19 protein-coding genes and 1 other annotated feature are annotated in these 18,419 nt (G+C 40.3%); of the genes, 15 read left to right on the forward strand and 4 right to left on the reverse strand.

The window, feature by feature from the left end:
• The first annotated feature begins 159 nt into the window (after positions 1-159).
• Complete coding sequence (locus NST40_RS15000) at positions 160-1,059, forward strand: glycerophosphodiester phosphodiesterase (RefSeq protein WP_339248720.1); 900 nt, start codon at positions 160-162, stop codon at positions 1,057-1,059.
• 122 nt (positions 1,060-1,181) lie between these two features.
• Here NST40_RS15000 and NST40_RS15005 read toward each other — a convergent pair whose 3' ends face one another.
• Positions 1,182-1,667 (reverse strand): nucleoside deaminase, encoded by a 486-nt coding sequence (locus NST40_RS15005; RefSeq protein WP_076218115.1) that lies wholly within the window; start codon positions 1,665-1,667, stop codon positions 1,182-1,184.
• A 151-nt stretch (positions 1,668-1,818) separates the two neighbouring features.
• Between NST40_RS15005 and NST40_RS15010 the strand changes: the two genes are divergently transcribed.
• The 5 genes from NST40_RS15010 to NST40_RS15030 all read left to right on the forward strand — a co-directional run bounded on the left by NST40_RS15010 (position 1,819) and on the right by NST40_RS15030 (position 5,601).
• Complete coding sequence (locus NST40_RS15010; RefSeq protein WP_038571065.1) at positions 1,819-2,268, forward strand: OsmC family protein; 450 nt, start codon at positions 1,819-1,821, stop codon at positions 2,266-2,268.
• Between the two features lie 37 nt (positions 2,269-2,305).
• Complete coding sequence (locus tag NST40_RS15015) at positions 2,306-2,668, forward strand: hypothetical protein (protein WP_076218114.1); 363 nt, start codon at positions 2,306-2,308, stop codon at positions 2,666-2,668.
• Entirely contained in the window at positions 2,649-3,596 is a 948-nt protein-coding gene (locus NST40_RS15020; protein WP_076276528.1) for an LLM class flavin-dependent oxidoreductase, read from the forward strand. Before NST40_RS15015 ends, NST40_RS15020 begins: the two co-directional genes overlap by 20 nt.
• 18 nt (positions 3,597-3,614) lie before the next feature.
• Positions 3,615-4,640, forward strand: coding sequence for a helix-turn-helix domain-containing protein (locus NST40_RS15025; protein WP_339248721.1), 1,026 nt, complete (start codon positions 3,615-3,617; stop codon positions 4,638-4,640).
• A 166-nt stretch (positions 4,641-4,806) separates the two neighbouring features.
• Positions 4,807-5,601, forward strand: a complete 795-nt coding sequence (locus NST40_RS15030; RefSeq protein ID WP_076125594.1) for an SDR family NAD(P)-dependent oxidoreductase — start codon at positions 4,807-4,809, stop codon at positions 5,599-5,601.
• 45 nt (positions 5,602-5,646) lie between these two features.
• Here NST40_RS15030 and NST40_RS15035 read toward each other — a convergent pair whose 3' ends face one another.
• On the reverse strand, positions 5,647-8,706 hold the full coding sequence (locus NST40_RS15035) for an ATP-binding protein (protein WP_342410851.1): 3,060 nt from the start codon (positions 8,704-8,706) through the stop codon (positions 5,647-5,649).
• Between the two features lie 859 nt (positions 8,707-9,565).
• Here NST40_RS15035 and NST40_RS15040 point away from each other — a divergent pair.
• The 6 genes from NST40_RS15040 to NST40_RS15065 all read left to right on the forward strand — a co-directional run bounded on the left by NST40_RS15040 (position 9,566) and on the right by NST40_RS15065 (position 13,707).
• The gene (locus NST40_RS15040; protein WP_076190357.1) at positions 9,566-9,913 is read left to right on the forward strand and encodes a VOC family protein; all 348 of its coding nucleotides are present in this window, start codon (positions 9,566-9,568) and stop codon (positions 9,911-9,913) included.
• A 348-nt stretch (positions 9,914-10,261) separates the two neighbouring features.
• Positions 10,262-10,825 carry a hypothetical protein gene (locus tag NST40_RS15045; RefSeq protein ID WP_342410852.1) on the forward strand — a complete coding sequence of 188 codons (564 nt, stop codon included), beginning with the start codon at positions 10,262-10,264 and terminating at the stop codon, positions 10,823-10,825.
• 98 nt (positions 10,826-10,923) lie between these two features.
• Positions 10,924-11,805, forward strand: coding sequence for an aminoglycoside phosphotransferase family protein (locus tag NST40_RS15050; protein ID WP_342410853.1), 882 nt, complete (start codon positions 10,924-10,926; stop codon positions 11,803-11,805).
• Positions 11,806-12,055: 250 nt separating this feature from the next.
• Positions 12,056-12,505, forward strand: coding sequence for a DUF1569 domain-containing protein (locus NST40_RS15055; protein ID WP_076218108.1), 450 nt, complete (start codon positions 12,056-12,058; stop codon positions 12,503-12,505).
• A gap of 104 nt (positions 12,506-12,609) precedes the next feature.
• Positions 12,610-12,850 (forward strand) — a binding site (T-box leader).
• 47 nt (positions 12,851-12,897) lie between these two features.
• Complete coding sequence (locus NST40_RS15060) at positions 12,898-13,068, forward strand: hypothetical protein (RefSeq protein WP_342410854.1); 171 nt, start codon at positions 12,898-12,900, stop codon at positions 13,066-13,068.
• A gap of 168 nt (positions 13,069-13,236) precedes the next feature.
• Complete coding sequence (locus tag NST40_RS15065) at positions 13,237-13,707, forward strand: GNAT family N-acetyltransferase (RefSeq protein WP_342410855.1); 471 nt, start codon at positions 13,237-13,239, stop codon at positions 13,705-13,707.
• Positions 13,708-13,754: 47 nt separating this feature from the next.
• On the opposite strand, the gene NST40_RS15070 is transcribed toward NST40_RS15065, so the two are convergent.
• Entirely contained in the window at positions 13,755-14,468 is a 714-nt protein-coding gene (locus NST40_RS15070) for a MerR family transcriptional regulator (protein ID WP_342410856.1), read from the reverse strand.
• 157 nt (positions 14,469-14,625) lie between these two features.
• Here NST40_RS15070 and NST40_RS15075 point away from each other — a divergent pair, with 157 nt between their 5' ends.
• The 3 genes from NST40_RS15075 (at position 14,626) to NST40_RS15085 (ending at position 17,387) form a co-directional block, all read left to right on the forward strand.
• Positions 14,626-15,507: an alpha/beta hydrolase gene (locus tag NST40_RS15075; RefSeq protein ID WP_076276538.1), complete on the forward strand. Its 882-nt coding sequence runs from the start codon at positions 14,626-14,628 to the stop codon at positions 15,505-15,507.
• Between the two features lie 252 nt (positions 15,508-15,759).
• On the forward strand, positions 15,760-16,395 hold the full coding sequence (locus NST40_RS15080; RefSeq protein WP_076190353.1) for a glycoside hydrolase family 11 protein: 636 nt from the start codon (positions 15,760-15,762) through the stop codon (positions 16,393-16,395).
• Between the two features lie 164 nt (positions 16,396-16,559).
• Positions 16,560-17,387, forward strand: a complete 828-nt coding sequence (locus tag NST40_RS15085) for an SUMF1/EgtB/PvdO family nonheme iron enzyme (protein WP_076276539.1) — start codon at positions 16,560-16,562, stop codon at positions 17,385-17,387.
• Between the two features lie 104 nt (positions 17,388-17,491).
• Here NST40_RS15085 and NST40_RS15090 read toward each other — a convergent pair whose 3' ends face one another.
• Positions 17,492-18,346: a LysR family transcriptional regulator gene (locus NST40_RS15090; protein ID WP_342410903.1), complete on the reverse strand. Its 855-nt coding sequence runs from the start codon at positions 18,344-18,346 to the stop codon at positions 17,492-17,494.
• Positions 18,347-18,419: the final 73 nt, after the last annotated feature.

Below are 18,419 nucleotides of genomic sequence, written 5' to 3' on the forward strand. Positions count from 1 at the left end.
ATCTGGTACAATAGAAATCTCCAAACTTTGACCTTACAAATACGATGAGGTGAGATTAACATAAGGGAATATAAATCATAATTTTACACAAGAATGAATGTTAGAGCGAAAGACACCAAGTATTCTACATTATATTTTTAAAAAGATGAGGTCAGCTTAATGCAAAAAATTCAAAATTCCAGAATCTACTTTATAGGTATACATGTGCTTTTATTAATCTTATTGTTCACCTCTTTGTATGCTTATTCCCCCTGGATTCGCATTAAAGTAAAGGAAATTATCATGCCTGCGGATAAAGTATATACCATCGCTCACCGTGGTGCTTCAGGATATGCTCCTGAGAATACAATACCTGCATTCGAGCTAGCCATTGATATGAAGACCGATTATATCGAGTTAGACATTCAGTTAACAAAAGATCATGTTCCTGTTGTTATTCACGATGGGACCGTAAATCGTACCACGAATGCTAAAGGGTATGTAAAGGATTTTACTTTAGAGCAGATCTCAAAATTAGACGCGGGTTCATGGTTTAATGAACAATATCCCATGTTCGCTAGAGATAAATATGTAGATTTACGTATTCCGACACTAAAAGAGGTATTTGAAAGGTTCGGAAAAGAAGTGGACTATATGATTGAGATTAAAGATCCCACGTCGAATTCGAACATCGAGGCATTGTTAAACGAAGAAATCTTAAATTATGATCTGTCGGCTCATGTTGCTATTCATTCATTTAGTGAAGCGAGTTTGCGTAGATTCCATTCCATAAATCCAGCAGTCCCTCTTTATCAAATTGTATGGTATGATTTCCCTGTTTATAAAATATCAGAATCCTATGTGAATAGATTAAAAACTTATGCGGTAGGCATAAGTCCTAACTTTCAAAAAATAAATGCTGCATATGTCGCGCAGGCAAAAAATTCAGGGCTAAAGGTGTTTCCATATACTGTGAATTATCAAGTGAATATGGATAAAGCCGTAATTTGGGGTGTAGATGGTGTACATACAAATTTCCCTGACCGCTTTAACGAAGTAATTAAGAATAATAAAAGGTAAAGGGATGTGAAATCACCCTTTTCTGGACATAAATAAAGCTGTCGAGACTTTCTCGACAGCCTAAGAACCTTTATCCAAAGGTTCTTTTTTTACGGAAAATCAATTATTTTTGTTTCTTCTTTCTAATGAAGTCTTTTCTCGTGAAATTGTAGATGAAGCTCCCGTACTTGTTCTGCAAGATCGGGTACAGGGCCATCTACGAACGCATCGTAAATAACCTCCTGAATACTTAAATTACGGACGGGTGATGCTGCAATTCCCATATCATTTAACCACGCCGATAATTGCTTCGAGGAACTGGCATATACAATTCGTCCTAAATGAACCCACCCGTGTGCCGCTGCACACATAGGGCAATGTTCTCCGGAGGTATACACTGTTGCCTGCTTACGTTCTTCCAGTGTCATATTCTGAGCTGCCCAGCGGGCTAAAGCGAATTCGGGATGCTGAGTATGGTCACCGCTACCTACATGGTTGCGGTCTTCCGCCAGCACTTCGCCACTTGCTGATACAAGGACGGAACCAAAGGGTTCGTCCCCAGCTTCGAGTGCAATTTGGGCAAGTTCAATACAACGCTTAAGATGTTTGATATCCGTGTCGTTTATCATGATGTTAGAACCTCCTGAATTTTAATTTATTGATAAGTTTCATGAATAGTAGGCCTGAGCCTGTTTGTTCACCACATTCTTCTATGTTAGCATGTAAAGTATTCGATGAAAAATATATCATGCAATATCAAGCTAGGGAGGATATATAAAAATGAAGCATCCATTTATATTGAACGCCGTATGGAACGGTGGCCGTAACAGTGACGGAACTATTGAAGCTGGACAGCTTAAGACTCAAATTTCCATTCCGAAGGAAATGGGAGGACCCGGAGTAGGAACGAATCCGGATGAGATGCTTTTGGGAGCAGCAGCAACCTGTTATCTCATTACACTTGCAGCAATGCTGGAGCGGGCAGGGCTTACGACTTCAGAGCTGACGTTAACCTCAGAGGCGACGGTCGATGTAACGAATAACATTTTTACATATGAAGCCATCAAACATTCACCCCTAATCACCCTTACCAAAGATGCGTCACAGGACGATATCGATAAAACCATCCGAATTGCCCATAAAGCAGAAGGCTCCTGCATGATCTCCAGAGCCGTTGCAGGAAATGTAGAAATCACGACAGAGCCAACGGTGCTGACTGCAAGCCTATAAAATTGAGTCCTAGGTAATCAGAGAGGAGACGTTAACTTTGAACGTTGAGTTATATAAGGATTTGATCAAGGATGAGCGCGGAAATTATTACGTGGCTGTACAAAAAGAGGGCAACGAGCTGACTTTGGTAAACGCAATGCTAGAGCGGTCTTACCAAGAGGTGTGGGAATTTAATGAAGCTTTCAAAAAGAAGTACGCGGAATACGAGCATCAGTTCATCGGCAAAATGATTATGGACAAGCTGCGGCACGATGTTGTTTTTGCCTCCAAAGAAGACGGCCATGGCCGAATGTATGATCTGGCTGCGGTGACAGTTGATTACAAGCTTATTTTTATCGATATGATCGAATTTTACCGAAACCCTCGAGTAGGACTTAATCATGACAACAACATCCATTAAGCTTAGTGTATTAGATCTCGTACCTGTTTTTAATACGGTGGATGCTAGTACCGCATTGGGACAAGCAGTGAAGCTGGCTCAGACAGCAGAAAGACTGGGATATACTCGTTATTGGGTTGCTGAACATCATGATATGCCGGGATTAGCATGTACCTCTACGGAGGTGCTTTTATCGCATATTGGAGCGAAAACAGCACACATTCGCCTTGGCTCAGGTGCTTTATTGCTGCCACATTATAAGCCGCTAAAGGTGGTGGAAGCATTTCATTTGCTGGCCAGTTTGTACCCGGGACGCATCGACCTTGGATTAGGCAGAGCTCCCGGCGGTACTGCTGAAGTAAGTTTAGCACTGAGTGGCAATTTTCTCGAAAATGTTTGGAAAATGCCAGAACTCCTTAAAGGCGTCACTGAATTATTGCAGGGTAACTATTCCTATGAAGGACGTTCAATAACCGCCCGTCCGGTCCCACCCATATCTCCAGAGCTATGGCTGCTGGGTACAAACAAGAAAAGCGCGGCATATGCTGCCGAGTTTGGAGCAGGTTATGTGTTCGGCCAGTTCATGAGCGATGTAGCAGGGGAGGAGGTTTTGCAGGCTTACCGTGAAACCTTTACTCCTTCTTCACTTTCTCCTGAACCGCAGGCCATGGTTGCTGTTGGCGTCATTTGCGCCGAGACTGAGGAAGAGGCAGAGCGATTGGCCTCATCTGGTACGACATTATTCCAACAAGAAGGTTCTGCCGAAGCGAAGTCTGAGCCCTTGGAACGCAAGCTGCTGGTAGGTACTCCGGAAAGTGTTAAAGGTAAGTTGGAACGGTTATCTCTTTTGTATGGAGTTAATGAATTCATTATCGTTACCATGATTCCAGATTATGAGAAACGGTTACATTCGTTCGAACTGCTTGCCCAAGCGTGCTGGAGTTCTTAATAAAGGAGGTCCATATGTATGAAGTCTCATACCTCTGATCAAATTAAAATCCCACCAGGATTTTGGGCTGGATTAAGTCAATTAGGAATAACTGCACAAGATGTAGCCAGCAAAGCAAATCTTCCACTTAGCCAGATCACAGAGTCAGAAGTCACCACCGCCCAATATTTCGCAGTCTGGCAGGCATATTCCGATCTCATTGGGGATACAGCCGAAGGAATCATTAAGCTTGCAACCGTCTTTGAAACTACACAATATCCGCCTACGGTCTTAGCAACATACCATGCTAAGGACTATCGCGATGCTCTTAAGCGAATGGTACGATACAAACAAATGTGCCCTCCTGAAAGCTTGCGTTTTACCGAAGAAGGCGAGCTATGTACAATCGAATTGGAATGGCAGCATCCCGGGCATTTTGGTCCACCGCTGCTACTAGGTCTCACTTTGGCATTTCTTCTAGAGCTTGGGCGGCGAGGCACAGGTCTACCTTTGACAGCACAGCTTGTCGAGTTTTCACAGCCTATAGGAAATGTAAAGATTCTTGAAGCTTATTTCGGCTGCCGAATTCAGATAGGTGCTCAATATAATCGTTTGACGTTGCGTCGAAATGATTTGGATCGGCCTTTTATCTCGTACAACGAAGAGCTGCTGGAGATTCTGACTCCCGTTTTGGACCGGACGCTTGCTGAACAGAAGGGCACTCGCTCTATAACCGAGAGGGTCAAATGGTTCATGAAACGCAGCTTCAGCGGAGGACGCCCTGACATTCATGCTGTTGCGAAGGCATTAAGTATGAGTGACCGTACGTTGCAACGCAGGCTTACTGAAGAAAACACAAGCTTCAAGCAATTGCTGACACAAGCTAGACATGAGCAAGCACGAGAGTATCTGGCAGATCCATCGCTTGATATTAAAGAAGTGGCTTTCTTGATTGGATATGAAGACCAGAACTCGTTCTACCGTGCCTTCCGTCTTTGGGAAGGTGATACTCCTTCAAATTGGCGTACTGAACATTTAGGTTTAAACTCGATACCCTCTTCATAAAGACAGTATTTTCAGAGATTTATCATTGGCGTGTTAAACAAGAACTTTGGCGCAATCCGCTAGTTACTGAACAACCCCGGTACGATAATATAATCCTAGCCGGCACACAGGACTGTTCTTGAAATGACAACTACTCAGCACGCCGTGATAAAAGGAGAAATGTAATATGGATATGGGATTAAATAATAAAACAGCTTTAATTACAGGATCAACAAAAGGTATTGGCAAAGCAATCGCCTTTGAACTTGCTAAAGAAGGAGTTAATGTACTGATTAATGGACGGAATTATGATCAGGTAGAACAAACTGTAAATGAAATAAAGTCAAATTTCCCGGCTACCTCTCCACAAAATGCTACAGCGGATATTGTGAATATTGAACAAAGAGAAGCCTTATTCGAAAAATACCCTAATATAGATATTTTAGTTAATAATATGGGTATCTATGAAATTATGAAATATGAGGACGTTGACGACGAAATATTCGAAAAATACTTCCGTACTAATGTCCTTGCTGCAAATGGATTAACAAAATTCTATTTACCTAAAATGTTACAAAAAGATTATGGCCGCATTCTCTTTATTGCTAGTGAAGAAGCCATTATGCCTTCAGGCCAAATGCCTCAATATGCAATGACCAAATCAATGTTATTATCATTGTCAAAAAGCTTATCTAAGTTAACGATAGGAACTGAAGTTACAGTCAATACAATCATGCCAGGACCAACACTTTCTGAAAATGTGCATCAAATTATTGATGGGATATACTCCAATGAAGATATGACTTTTTCAGAAAAAGAAAGAAAATTCATGACTACAAATCTTCCTCAATCTGAAATACAACGATTTATTAAACCTTTTGAAATAGGCAGACTAGCAGCATTTGTATGCAGTCCTTATGCCTCTGCATTTAAAGGTTCTCCAATTCGCATGGATGGGGGAATGGTGCCGACTATTTTTTAAGCTTACTCTAAAAGGATAGAGATAACGATACAAAAAAGCCACTCCTTATGGAGCGGCTTTTTTGCTTGAAAAGTTATCACTGTCCTCTGGTATAACAAAGGATACCAAGGTGCCTTCTCCAGGCTTACTCTGGATCGAGAGACCTTGACCATATAATTGACTTAACCTCCTATGGGTGTTGGCCAGCCCGATGCCACCTTTGCCTTCCATCAATGGCTTCAGCAGTAAAGAGAGGGTCCCGGAATCCATGCCTTGCCCATCATCCTCCACTTCAATCTTTACAGCGTTGTGCAGACGGATAATACGTATTTCAACAGTCCCACCCTGTTGGCGCTTAAGTATACCGTGCTTAACAGCATTTTCTACCAACGGTTGGATGGATAGAGGAGGAATTAAGATGTCAATATTCGGATCTACCTTCCAGACAACAGATATCCTTTCTGCAAATCGAGTCTGTTCAATATAAAGATAAGATTCTACCAATTCCAGTTCATGGGAGAGGTTCACGAGCTCTCCGATATTTAAAAAGTCAAAACTGATTCTTAAAAAAGAAGTAAACGCACCAATGAGCTCCTGCATTTTTTTAGTATCCAAATCACTGAGTGCGGCAATAGAGTTCAATGTATTGAATAAAAAATGCGGTTGTATCTGTGCTTGTAGATAGGCTGCTTCTATCCGCACCCGTTCATTGAAGGATAGCTTCATCGCAGTTAAAGCCCGAATACGGTATTTAAGCTCCACTGCATCTACAGGTTTTGTGACATAATCATTGGCACCGGACAAAAATCCAGTATAAATATCCTCAGGCTGACTACGGGCAGTAAGCAGTAGAATCGGGAGCTCATATAAGGAGTAACGAGTACGAACCTTCTGTGTTAATTCGTATCCCGACATCTGTGGCATCATAACATCGCCAATAAGTAAGTCCCAGTTCCTTTTATCCAACAATTCCAATGCTTCATGGGCTGAGTTCACGGTAGTTATGATATAAGGTTCGGTTTCAAGAATACCCTTTAGTACATTCAGATTGACAGGATCATCATCTACCACCAGAATATTTACCTTAATCTCTGTAAAAAGCGGCGGAATTTTTTCAGAGTGATTACTTGGCTGGTGTTCGGAAATTCCCCACTCAGCCATCTGTCTATGAATCTCATCTGCCATATACGAAACTGTAGGTTCCGTCTGTTTTATTATCTGTTCGCTGTAAGAATCGGCAAGAGAGAGTGTGAAACTAAAAGTTGAACCTTTACCAAGCTCAGATTGAATGTTTAGGCTGCTCCCATGCAGTTCTACGAGCTGCCGGCATATGCTTAATCCCAGCCCAATTCCACGCCCGTCATTTATTCCGTGAGGGCCTTGCTCATAGGGGAGAAATATCCGTGCCATAGTCTCTTCAGTCATGCCTACTCCGGTATCTGTCACATAGATAAGAACCTGTCCGTCCTGTTCCTCAGCCTTAACAGCTACAAGTCCTGCTTCGGTGTATTTAAGCGCGTTGTGCACCAGATTTAATAAAACCTGCACCAGTCTTTTCTCGTCCGCAAGAACTGGCGGCATAGCTTCCGGGATATCCATAGATAGCTGGACTGGCTTACCTTCAATCATATATTGAAGCATACTAATCACACCGGGAACTACTGATTGAACCGAAATAGGTTCCTGTTGTAAAATAACACGATGCTCCTGAAGACGGACCACATCCAGTAGATCACCAAGCATATGAGACATACGGCGGCTGATTGTGATCAGCAGTTCCATATCTTGACGGCTACTTTCGTAAAGTCTGTCCTTTTCTTTTGTGACAATATTTTGCGCGATATTCATGATTCCGTGAAGCGGTGTACGCAGCTCATGTGAGGTATTAGCGAGAAACTGGTCCTTAAGTTTGTCTGCTTTTTTCAGCTGCTCATTCAGTTCCATGTTCTCTTTAGCATTTTGAAAATACTTTTTAAACCAATAAGCTGAGAAGCCCACGATGGCTGCGATAATATCCAAAGGATAATAGACAATTGAATAGTGTCCGTTACTATCCCACAAATTCCATAACAAATTAGAAACGATCGCCGCACCTGATAACAGCAGAAAAACAACATCTTTATCATCTTGCTTTTTGAACAATAAGCGCCCTAAGCTATAGAGCAACCAAATGAAGGGAATATACTGGAACACTTGAATGATCCCCAAATGAATGGATGTGCTGACTAAATAAGCAGGGACAATAAATATAAACAAGGTATAAAGGAAAAGACACCATGTGTAAGCACGTAACCACTTGTTGACTTTGGCACCTGAGGTGAATTTCCTGAAAACAAGCAGAATAAAAAGGTTTTGCCATAAGAAGGCGATCAAACGGATTTTTAAGGACCAAGTATAATTAATCGGCAGTAATGAAAGCACTAAGTTGTCATTTCGAGCTAAAAGGATTACAGCTACAGATAAGGTCATTAATCCTACAAGAAACAAAGCACGTTCTTTAGGATTAAATAAGTACAGAATACAGGCATAAAGCCCATGCAGTAGTAAGATAATTGCTGTAAGCATTTGAAATCCGACAGTGTAAAAGTATGTCCGGTCAATGAGTTCCTGAGAGCCAAAGAAAATAGGGCCTTTTATACCGCCCTTATAGGGTTGATCAAAGTTAGCTACGTGAATAAATACATCTATCACTGTGGTGTTTTTTGAAAAATAAGCTGCTGTATATGAGGTGGTTTTGGGTACATATGTATCGGCATCAAGAGCTATTACCCCATTATTGAGAATAGGTGTGCCGTTAATCTCCACACTGGAAGCGGAATAAATTTGTTTGATCCAGAAAGAGACAGGTTGCTGAAGCGGGTCTACCAAAATTCGCAGACGATACGTACCATAACCATAAGAAGAATTCTGATCGCTTCCCATAACATGGCTCCAATTTCCAGGAACTTGAAGCGAGTGGGATAGCTTTGGTAGAGTAGAAGTCTTCGATGAAACGAATTGCGAAGGATAGAAGCTCCATTCACCATCCAGCCTGAATAAGTTAGCCTGCTCCAGATCCTGGCCGCGTAAATCCAGTACCCCATTGTTAATCACAGGTACAGTGTCGGAAACCTTAAATAGACTCAACCAAATGCAGCGTAGGCCAAAGAGAATGCTTATAAAAAGTAGAATGATAGCTAATTTGTTTAGGATAGTTTTATTTTTCATGAGAACATTATAGCAAATAATTCTAATCTAGAATCTAAAATGAAGATTATTTACATAAGAAGGAGAAGTAATGAGCAACGGACACTGCGTGGGGCTAAGAGGAATGTTCTCCACATGGAAGATGCATGATGTATCTCCTTGAACATTTGCGTACTCGAAAAACGAACACACGAACACTCGAATACACGAACACACGAACACACGAACACACGAACACACGAACACTCGAATACACGAACACACGAACACACGAACACACGGATACTTCAACACTTGATTAGTGCTTTGCTGTTGGGTGTCTGGATTACTTGATGTGCGATTTTGCTGCATGTTTGGCGTCTGTGTTACCGGATGTGCGACTATGCTGCTTGTTGTGCGTATTGTATTCCCACACGCTCTCTTCACCATGAGCGATCGGACTCAGATGCAGCTATTTGGCTGAATTTTGGCTTTTGAGAAGTGTTTCGGACCCCAGAGGCGTTATCTGTTCCAAACATGCGCGATATGAAGGCTTTTCGAGCCAATAGCGACTATAGAGTCCGATAGGTTCTCAAATGAGCCGAATTATGGTTAATAGCGACTATAGGGTCCGATACACTTCACTCCTGCTTCCAATATCATTTTTCATAAGCTAGGCTTCTCGTTTATTGTGAATGTGATTTTGAATCCCCCGTTAGTACTAACCTTCAGTGTAAGGACTGGAGGTTAACGGTGGATTCTCCTTAATCCTAAAGGGTATATTATTAGAAACTTCAATGCAGACAGGAGTGTAGATACGATGATTAAAGGTTTCGGAGGAATATTCTGGAGAACTAAGAATCTTGAAGCTACAAAAAAGTGGTACAGTGAGGTGTTGAAGCTTGACATTGAGAATTGGAATGGGACTGTGATAAAACCTCAAGTGGGAAATGAGACTATTTTTTCTTTCTTTACCGAGGATGACAGTTATTTTCCAATAGAACAACAAGTGATGTTAAATTTCCAAGTGTATGATCTAAATGAGACGATTAAGCATTTTGAACAGATTGGTGTACCTCTTGCAAAGAAAATAGAGATTAGTGAATTTGGAAAGTTTATTTGGATTGAAGACCCAGAAGGTCGACTGATCGAGCTTTGGGAGAAGTAAGGAGTTGCACATCATTGCTATTGAGCTAACAGGTGCGTTAGTTTAATAAAAACGCTCAGTTCAACATCTAATTGTAAATGTATTAAGGAATAAAGTTGTCAAATCCGTGGGGAATATTTCTTCAAAGTTTTCAGCTCCCAGAAAGAACTTTAACTTCTATATTCTGAGGTGCGGCGCTTGCGCTGCATCCACGGCCAACGAAATACTATTGTCAACCCAAATAGGGAGCATACCGTCGAGGTGTACTCCCTATTTCATTGAAGGAATTGGAAAATTAGTGCAACATTTCACCTATAACTTATGTCAATAAAGAAGTTATGTAATAAAATCATAAGAGTAGGTGGTAAATTGAAACTTCGTTTAATCACGTTAATATGTTTATTCACTTTCGCATTCTTTATTGCAAATGGACAAGATGCTAAAGCTTTATCCTGTGTCGAGTTAGGAAGTCCCCAAGAAGCCCTAGAGGTCTACGGCGGAGCTATTTACGGTGAAGTAAAACAAATAAAGGTCGATTTGAAACAAGAAGGATTTACGGGGACAAAAGAGAAAATCAGATATATATTAGTGGATGTTGAACGAAGTTGGAAAACTGAAGTTGACTCTCAAATTATTGTGAGAACAGACTACACTTGGGGTTTTGATTTCAAGGAAGGTAATAAATACTTAATATACATTAGCGAAGTGGATGGCGAATCAAGCAGTAGTCCATTCAGTTCAACAATTGAAATGAATAACCTTAACCAAGCAACAGAACTATTCGGTGAAGGACTTCGACCCAAACAGCAAGTACACCTAGAATATAAGATGTGGTTAATGTTTGAGCAGGATATTGATTTGTATATTGTAATTGCAATAGGACTAGTAGTGATTTCGGTCATTTACCTGAGAGCAAGAAGGAAAAAGGGCTAAGTGTAATTTTATTACACTAATGGTTAGGATAGTTCAATAAAATTAAGAATAAGATAGCTGAACTAATTACTATTCATTCATAACATGTGAGGTGCGAGTTGAACTTAGTAGAAACAATCATAAAAAGATTTAACCTTAATGTATTAAGTATAGATAATGTTCCTGAGTCCTTTAGTTCACAAGTATACAAGCTGAATCTTACTAATGGAGAAACGGTGTATGCGAAGATCCCTTATAACAGGGATAAACTATATCGCGAATATCGTATGCTTGAACTGTTGAGGGAGGTATTACCGGTTCCAAAGGTGTTAGACTTCTGGAGTGGGGATGACTTAATTTCTGGTGCATTACTTTTATCTGAGATTAAAGGTACACCATGTACAGGTGCTATTGACGATGAATTAGCATTTCAAATTGGAGTACTTCACGCAAAGCTGCATGAAGTTAAAATGCCGGGATATGGTGTGGAAGGATTAGACGGTTTTCAATTTTTTAATCAGAACAATTGGAGACTTTATATAAGAAATAGCTTTGAAAAATTTATAGAACCTTGCAAGGAAGTCCTTGAGAGAGGACTTTTCGAAAAATGTATTAATTACTTTGAGGGTGCTTTCTCAGTTTTACCTCCTCCTGATGGCCCGTGTGTTGTTCATATGGATTTTCGACAAGGTAATATACTAACAAATAATAATATGGTTGTTGGAAGTATTGATTTTGAGAGTGCACGGAGTGGATCCTCGGAAATTGATTTCACAAAAATTAACCGATATGTTTGGGAAGTGAATCCTCAAAGTAGAATTTCGTATAAAGAGGGATATTCAACAATTCGTCCTCTAATGGATTTGGAAACAATACTACCCTTTTATGATTTTTACGATGCTTTTGGTGCTGTTGTCTGGTGTAAAAATAGAGGGATTGAAAAGAATAGGGCGTTCCTAAAGGAAAGTATTTCTGTATTGCAGAAATCCGTAGGTTGTTAAACTAACGGGAAACGATATTTAAAGACAGTTTAAGACGAGGAGCTACCTCCATGATGGATAGCTTTATTACGTTAAAGGACATGATAGTGAATAAAGGATAGAATAATGGAAATGGCGAATATTAGATCGGCAGTATACTGTAAAATTATTATGATGCAATCATGAATACAATAGCTTATCGTGATATATGGATCATCAGAACTAATAATGAAAAAATCGAAAACCCAAAAAACGTAATGGAAGTGTGTTTATGGAAAATATATATAACAAATTACATACAGCGGAAATACTGAGCCGTATCGAGAATTTAAGTCCAAATTCAAGCCCACAGTGGGGAAAAATGAATGTTTCTCAAATGTTGGCTCACTGTTCAGCATTTCAAGACATCGCAAATGGAAACTCCTTTCCTCCTAGAAGTTGGCTAGGAATATTAATAGGAGGGTTTGTGAAATCTATTTTTTACAATGACAAGCCAGTACCACATAATATGTCAACAATTCCGACCATACTTATTTTAGATGATAGAGATTTTGGAAAAGAAAAAGAAATACTGAAACAAAAGATTATAACTTTTCAAAGTAACGGTCCGGAGAATTGTTCATCCCATCCACATCCTTTTTTCGGGAAATTCACTCCGGAGCAATGGGGTAAAGGGATTTATAAACATCTAGACCATCATTTAAGACAATTTGGTGTTTAGTATTTTTCCGCAGTGAATAATAATTGTTTAACGTCGCCAACTTACATATTTTTTTATTGACATAAAATCCCTATTACTTTATATTGTATCTAATTACATTGCAATCAAATGCGACGAAGAGGACAAGTAAATCCGGATATGTCGATCAGAGAACTGCCGGTTGGTGCGAGGCAGAGGACACCCGAATCGAACAATCGCCTCAGAGCTGGCTCCCGAAATCATAGTAGGCGGGCCCGGGATTCTGCCGTTACAAAGAAGCATCGTTGTTGGACGATGGCAGCAGAGAGGGTGTATTCATAAATACACCAATCAGGGTGGTAACGCGGAATCTACTCCGTCCCTAATGGGACGGAGTTTTTTGCGTTCTTATAAATAAATAAGGAGGAGTAACAATGTTTCAAAAAATCAATGTCTCCGATCGAATACTTAGCCAGGATATATTTATTGCTGATGAGGTTCAATACAACCTGATTCACCTTATTTGCGAGTCGAAGAGTTCTACTTGCTTAAAAGATTCTGATGAAACAATGATTTATGCCCAGTCAACGGGACATAACGCATAGCTTTGGAGTTCTAAGGATATTGTCGAGGATAAGAAGGCCGTTCTCTACGAAGAACTTATAGAATTTCTTAAAGAGACTACATTACCGGGAGTATCTGGAGAACCAAAAACAACAGAACGTTTTGCACAGCTGTATTCTCAGGCAAATCATCTTCAATATGAGTCCACGATGACTATAGAATCTTATTTCTGTACAGATCCAAAGAAACCGTTGAACGTAAAGGGTACAATGCAACAAGCAACGAGAAAAAAACTGGCCATTGTAGCAGAGTTTTTGGCGGGTTTCTCAGAGGGGGCTTATGGGGTTAGGGTGAACCCAGAAGCTAAAATTCTAGATGCCAAGAGGATGATTGAGACAGGGGACTTGTATATATGGTTTGTAGACGATAAACCTGTATCAATGGCGTACATTGCACATAGGTCGGCAAGATATTCCAGATTAAATGCGGTATACACACCACCGTCTTGCCGGAAAAAAGGTTATGCAAGTGCACTAGTAGCAGAGTTAAGTTCTGTTCTTTTATCGGAGGATTTAGTACCCATGCTTTATGCTGATTTAAAGAATCCTGACTCGAATAAGGTTTATCGAAATATTGGTTTTGTGGAAAGCGGGAAGATTGTTGACATCAAGTTCAAATAGGCACAAAAGGGCTACCGCAAGGTAGTCCATTTTCTATGATCAATATGTTACTCGGCATTACTTTTATACAATTTCACATAGGTTGTAAGTTCAGCTATCGCGAAAAATTGCTTCATTAATTGAGAATTCAATTTTTGTAAGGCAAGCTGAAAGGATATCTCCACTTTTTTGTAGTTATGTGTTTCTATTTCATTCAAAAGCTGTTTCATATTCTCGATATAATAAACAGTTTTCCTTAAACTGCTGATAAGAATAATTTTTCTTAATTCCGTTGAAGTGAAGACTCTGTAGCCATTATCTTTGTTCCTATTCGAAGAGATTAGCCCTTCTTGTTCCCAATGCCGAATAGCTGATGGATTAACTCCTGCCATTTGTGCTACTTCACCAATCGTCATTGAATCTGATACAGTTAAATCTTTGTATTTAGATAAATCAACATCCCGAAACATGCGTAAGACTTCCTCTAACCTTTCTTTTTCCACTTGGGTATTATGTTGCTCTTGATTGATTGCCCAAAGAGCAGACTCCATCTGCTGGCCTTTTATCTTCCTCATCACATCGTACACAACCGGAATTTCATATCCCTGCAATAATGCCCGAATGGTAGTAAAAGCTTGCACATGGATGGAAGTGTAACATCTGCGGTTGCTGGCGGTCCTTGGTACATCTGGAATTAAACCTTGATCTTCATATCTCCTTAAAGTAGTGGTACTCACATTTAATTGCTTAGCTATCAGTGTAGGTGTATATATCTCTTCCATAAACATCATCACCCCAAAACATTAAAGTTGAACATTCAAGTGCTACAACAATATTAAATCGAATTTAGGTAGATATATCAAGGGAGGTAGAGGGATAAACCGAAAGATTGCATGAATGTTATATGATACTTTTATAGAACACAAAGGAGTGAGTTCATTGAAAAAGATAATACAATTAGCAAACCAATCAGAAATAGAAGTAGGTATGGCAGGACTTCCAGATTGTCCAACCCTCATGTTACCCATCGCTAAAAAATCTGTGTACAATCAGGAAGCAGAAAACTTAAAGCTGTGGGGAGTAGATCCCGAATTAGGCAAACATTTTGTTGAAGGACTTGCGGATACGTTTCAAGTGCTTTATTTCGATTATGAAGGTCATCTATTTCAATATCCAGAGGAAAATCTAACAGCAGATCATATTGTGAAGGATCTTCTCCACATTGCGGATGAAATGAATGTTACAAGCTTTAGTTACTACGGTTATTCCTGGCTTGCGTTGATTGGATTGCAAATGGCTATAAGAACAGATCGCTTGGAGAGTTTGGTAATGGGAGGTTTTCCACCCTATAATGGCCCCTATCAAGAAATGAGGGTTGTGACCCATAAAACACATACACAAGCTTTGAGTAACCAAAATGAATCTGTAGAAAGCCCAACAGGATCGGAGAATCCAAACGAAATGGATTGGGACAATATAAAGGTTACCATAGATACCCGTGTTACAGCACAATTTGTCTCTCTATACCAGAGCCTCACAGCCTTTGATGATCGCAGTATTCAACATTTGCTTAGTCTCCCTAAACTAGCTTTTGCAGGTGGAAATGATACGATCGTTTACGGTGAAAATTTCGGGAGCGTTACCGTTGACATCGTCGGGTTGTTAAAAAAGAATAAGGAGCAGTTGGCGGATTTAGGCTGGGATGTTGAAATCCTTTCGGGAGCCCAGATGGACCATACAAAAGCTATGCAACCAGCAGTAGTCTTACCACTGATTAAGCCTTGGTTTATGAACGTGTTACTAAAAAATACTGGATTGTAATTGTGGCAGATACAAAAATCCAGTGAATAAGGTATCCCAAAAGAACAATACTTTTTAGGGTAAAATCTTTAATTTGAAGAGATTAAATAGTAAACGATCTATGATAAGATTTTCTATGAAATCGCTTACATTAATATATATGGAAGGAAGTGGTGTTGCGAATCTGCCCCAATAAGGAATTGCTTCGACTACTAGAAATACAGACAAGCAGTATGTAGGTATGTAGTGACAAAAAATTTCAGGAGGTAGATTATGTTTAAATTTAACAAGAAAATCGTGACTGTAATTATGGCAGCTACAATGAGTTTCAGCTTGTTTGCAGCAACCTCAAGTGCAGCGACAGACTATTGGCAAAATTGGACCGATGGTGGCGGGACAGTAAATGCTACTAATGGATCTGGTGGGAATTACAGTGTTACATGGTCAAATACTGGTAACTTTGTTGTTGGTAAGGGTTGGAATACTGGATCTCCATCTAGAACAATAAACTACAATGCAGGCGTCTGGGCACCATCCGGGAATGGGTATTTAACTCTTTATGGGTGGACGAGAAACTCCCTCATAGAATATTACGTCGTTGATAGCTGGGGCACTTATAGACCTACTGGAACTTATAAAGGTACCGTGACCAGTGATGGAGGCACATATGATATATATACGACTACGAGAACGAACGCCCCTTCTATTGATGGTACGGCAACCTTCACACAGTTTTGGAGTGTAAGACAATCCAAGCGAGCAACGGGAAGCAATGTCGCGATCACTTTTGCCAACCACGTTAATGCTTGGAAAAGTTACGGAATGAATCTGGGCAGCAGTTGGTCTTATCAGGTGTTAGCGACAGAAGGATATCAAAGTAGCGGGAGCTCAAACGTAACAGTATGGTAACTTGAGCATCGGACCAGCTCAGGCATCTCCAGATTATTAAAATAACTATTAATCACTATCATTGCTAAGGTTGCCGGTCCACAGCCGGCAGCCTTAGATCATTCTAGATCATTCAACAAATGATACTTAACTACAATACCAGTGGTTGGAAAGGAGATATATCCATGAGAAAACTATTAATTTCTCTTTTAATAGTAGTTGTTATCAGCGCTTGTTCGCAAGAAAAGCCTGAACAGAAGGATACTTATGTATTAGTCAAAGGCGGGACTTTCATTAACACAAATTCCAACTACAAAAGTACAACTATATCAAATTTCTATATCGGCCAATATGAAGTGACTCAGAAAGAGTGGGTTGAAATAATGGGAAGCAACCCTTCAGCATTCAAAGGCGACAACTTGCCAGTAGAAATGGTTAATTGGTATGACGTAATAGATTACTGTAATAAAAGAAGTATAAAAGAGGGATTCAAACCCTATTACAATATAGATAAAAATAAAAAAGATCCGAATAATAAGAGTGATAACGATAATTTAAAATGGACAGTAACGCTCAATGCAGGAGCTAATGGTTACCGATTGCCTACTGAAGCAGAGTGGGAATATGCTGCAAGTGGAGGACAGTTGAGCAAAAGTTACATCTACAGTGGAAGCAATAAAGCAGATGAAGTAGCATGGTATTGGCAAAATGCTGGAGACAAATACTTATCAGGAGATTGGAACTGGCCGATCATAGAAAACAACCACAACAAAACAAAATCTATCGGTGGCAAAAAACCTAATGAGCTAGGTCTTTACGATATGTCAGGGAATGTAAGGGAATGGTGTTGGAACTGGTACGGAGATATAGATAGTAACAGCGGTTCTTTCCGGGTTGTAAAGGGTGGCGGGTGGATCGGCGGTATCAGCAACAACGAGATTTCTTTTCGGGGAAAGTTCGAAGCGAATGGTATGGGTCCTGATCAAGGTTTTCGAGTAATTCGTGGTGAGTAGACGGGAACAAGACATACCATGTATAATCGGAAAAAGCTGAAAAGGGTTTGATTAATAAACAAGCTTTGCGCTCGAATATAATCAAACCCCAATATGTATGTTTGCTATATTTCTTCGATTATTTGGATTAATTTTGAAAACGCACTAGAAAAAACCGCGTTCCGGCGATACACAAACCATACCTGCAAATCTCGATATCCTTCAGGCAGACGGTGGGAAGTAATTACTCCCGCCTCTTCAGCCTTGGAAATCGAAGATTGGGGCAGCATAGACACGCCGAGTCCAGCGGTAACCCCACTTAGAATTACATCTAACGTTCCGTATTCCATAATCTTATAAGAGCTCATCCCGCTTTCATTTAGGAAACTCTCAGCTTTGGCGCGATGTGTACATCCGACGTCGAAAAACAACATTGGCTTTGTAAGCAATTCGCGCATATCGCTCTTACCTGGTTGTGAGATAAGCACCAGCTCCTCTTCGAAAGCAACAACATGTTCTATATCAGGCTGGTCAATGGGCCCATAAACAAAGGCTCCATCTAGTTGGTAATCAAGCACCTTTTGTAAGAGTTTATGCGTTTCTCCCGTTATAAGCGATAGATTAACCTCGGGATACCGTAAGTGATATTCGGTTAGCAGAGGCGTTAGATGAGTAGCCGCTGTTGTTTCGATGGAACCTAGACGGAGCGGACCAGCAGGGTGCTCAGAGTATTGTGTGGTTATCACAGCCTCGTCCATTAGTAATAATATTTTGTCTGTATATACCAGTAAGTTCTCACCTGCCGGCGTTAACGTCATCCCTCGATTGGATCGACGAAATAGGGGGATTTTCAGCTGAGCTTCTAGATACTGAATCCGGTTCGTCACATTTGATTGGACATAATTCAAGACTTGAGCAGCCTTCGTTATGCTACCCTCGCGAGCAACCGCTTGAAATATTCTCAAATCTCCACTTTCCATTTCCTTTGCACCTTCTTGGTATGATGATTTATGATAGTCACCTTCAGTTTTGATCATTTTACTGGATTACACC

Origin of the sequence: Paenibacillus sp. FSL R10-2778, from assembly GCF_038593035.1 — a bacterium.
GTDB classification, from domain to species: domain Bacteria; phylum Bacillota; class Bacilli; order Paenibacillales; family Paenibacillaceae; genus Paenibacillus_AQ; species Paenibacillus_AQ odorifer.

What these genes read in the sequence shown, in the direction of transcription:
- NST40_RS15030 (WP_076125594.1), top strand. Translation starts at nt 4,807, where the DNA reads ATGGATATGGGATTAAATAATAAAACAGCTTTAATTACAGGATCAACA.
- NST40_RS15020 (WP_076276528.1), top strand. Translation starts at nt 2,649, where the DNA reads ATGACAACAACATCCATTAAGCTTAGTGTATTAGATCTCGTACCTGTT.
- NST40_RS15090 (WP_342410903.1), bottom strand. Translation starts at nt 18,346, where the DNA reads ATGGAAAGTGGAGATTTGAGAATATTTCAAGCGGTTGCTCGCGAGGGT.
- NST40_RS15005 (WP_076218115.1), bottom strand. Translation starts at nt 1,667, where the DNA reads ATGATAAACGACACGGATATCAAACATCTTAAGCGTTGTATTGAACTT.
- NST40_RS15000 (WP_339248720.1), top strand. Translation starts at nt 160, where the DNA reads ATGCAAAAAATTCAAAATTCCAGAATCTACTTTATAGGTATACATGTG.
- NST40_RS15025 (WP_339248721.1), top strand. Translation starts at nt 3,615, where the DNA reads ATGAAGTCTCATACCTCTGATCAAATTAAAATCCCACCAGGATTTTGG.
- NST40_RS15065 (WP_342410855.1), top strand. Translation starts at nt 13,237, where the DNA reads ATGACTATAGAATCTTATTTCTGTACAGATCCAAAGAAACCGTTGAAC.
- NST40_RS15010 (WP_038571065.1), top strand. Translation starts at nt 1,819, where the DNA reads ATGAAGCATCCATTTATATTGAACGCCGTATGGAACGGTGGCCGTAAC.
- NST40_RS15060 (WP_342410854.1), top strand. Translation starts at nt 12,898, where the DNA reads ATGTTTCAAAAAATCAATGTCTCCGATCGAATACTTAGCCAGGATATA.
- NST40_RS15080 (WP_076190353.1), top strand. Translation starts at nt 15,760, where the DNA reads ATGTTTAAATTTAACAAGAAAATCGTGACTGTAATTATGGCAGCTACA.
- NST40_RS15040 (WP_076190357.1), top strand. Translation starts at nt 9,566, where the DNA reads ATGATTAAAGGTTTCGGAGGAATATTCTGGAGAACTAAGAATCTTGAA.
- NST40_RS15055 (WP_076218108.1), top strand. Translation starts at nt 12,056, where the DNA reads ATGGAAAATATATATAACAAATTACATACAGCGGAAATACTGAGCCGT.
- NST40_RS15085 (WP_076276539.1), top strand. Translation starts at nt 16,560, where the DNA reads ATGAGAAAACTATTAATTTCTCTTTTAATAGTAGTTGTTATCAGCGCT.
- NST40_RS15070 (WP_342410856.1), bottom strand. Translation starts at nt 14,468, where the DNA reads ATGGAAGAGATATATACACCTACACTGATAGCTAAGCAATTAAATGTG.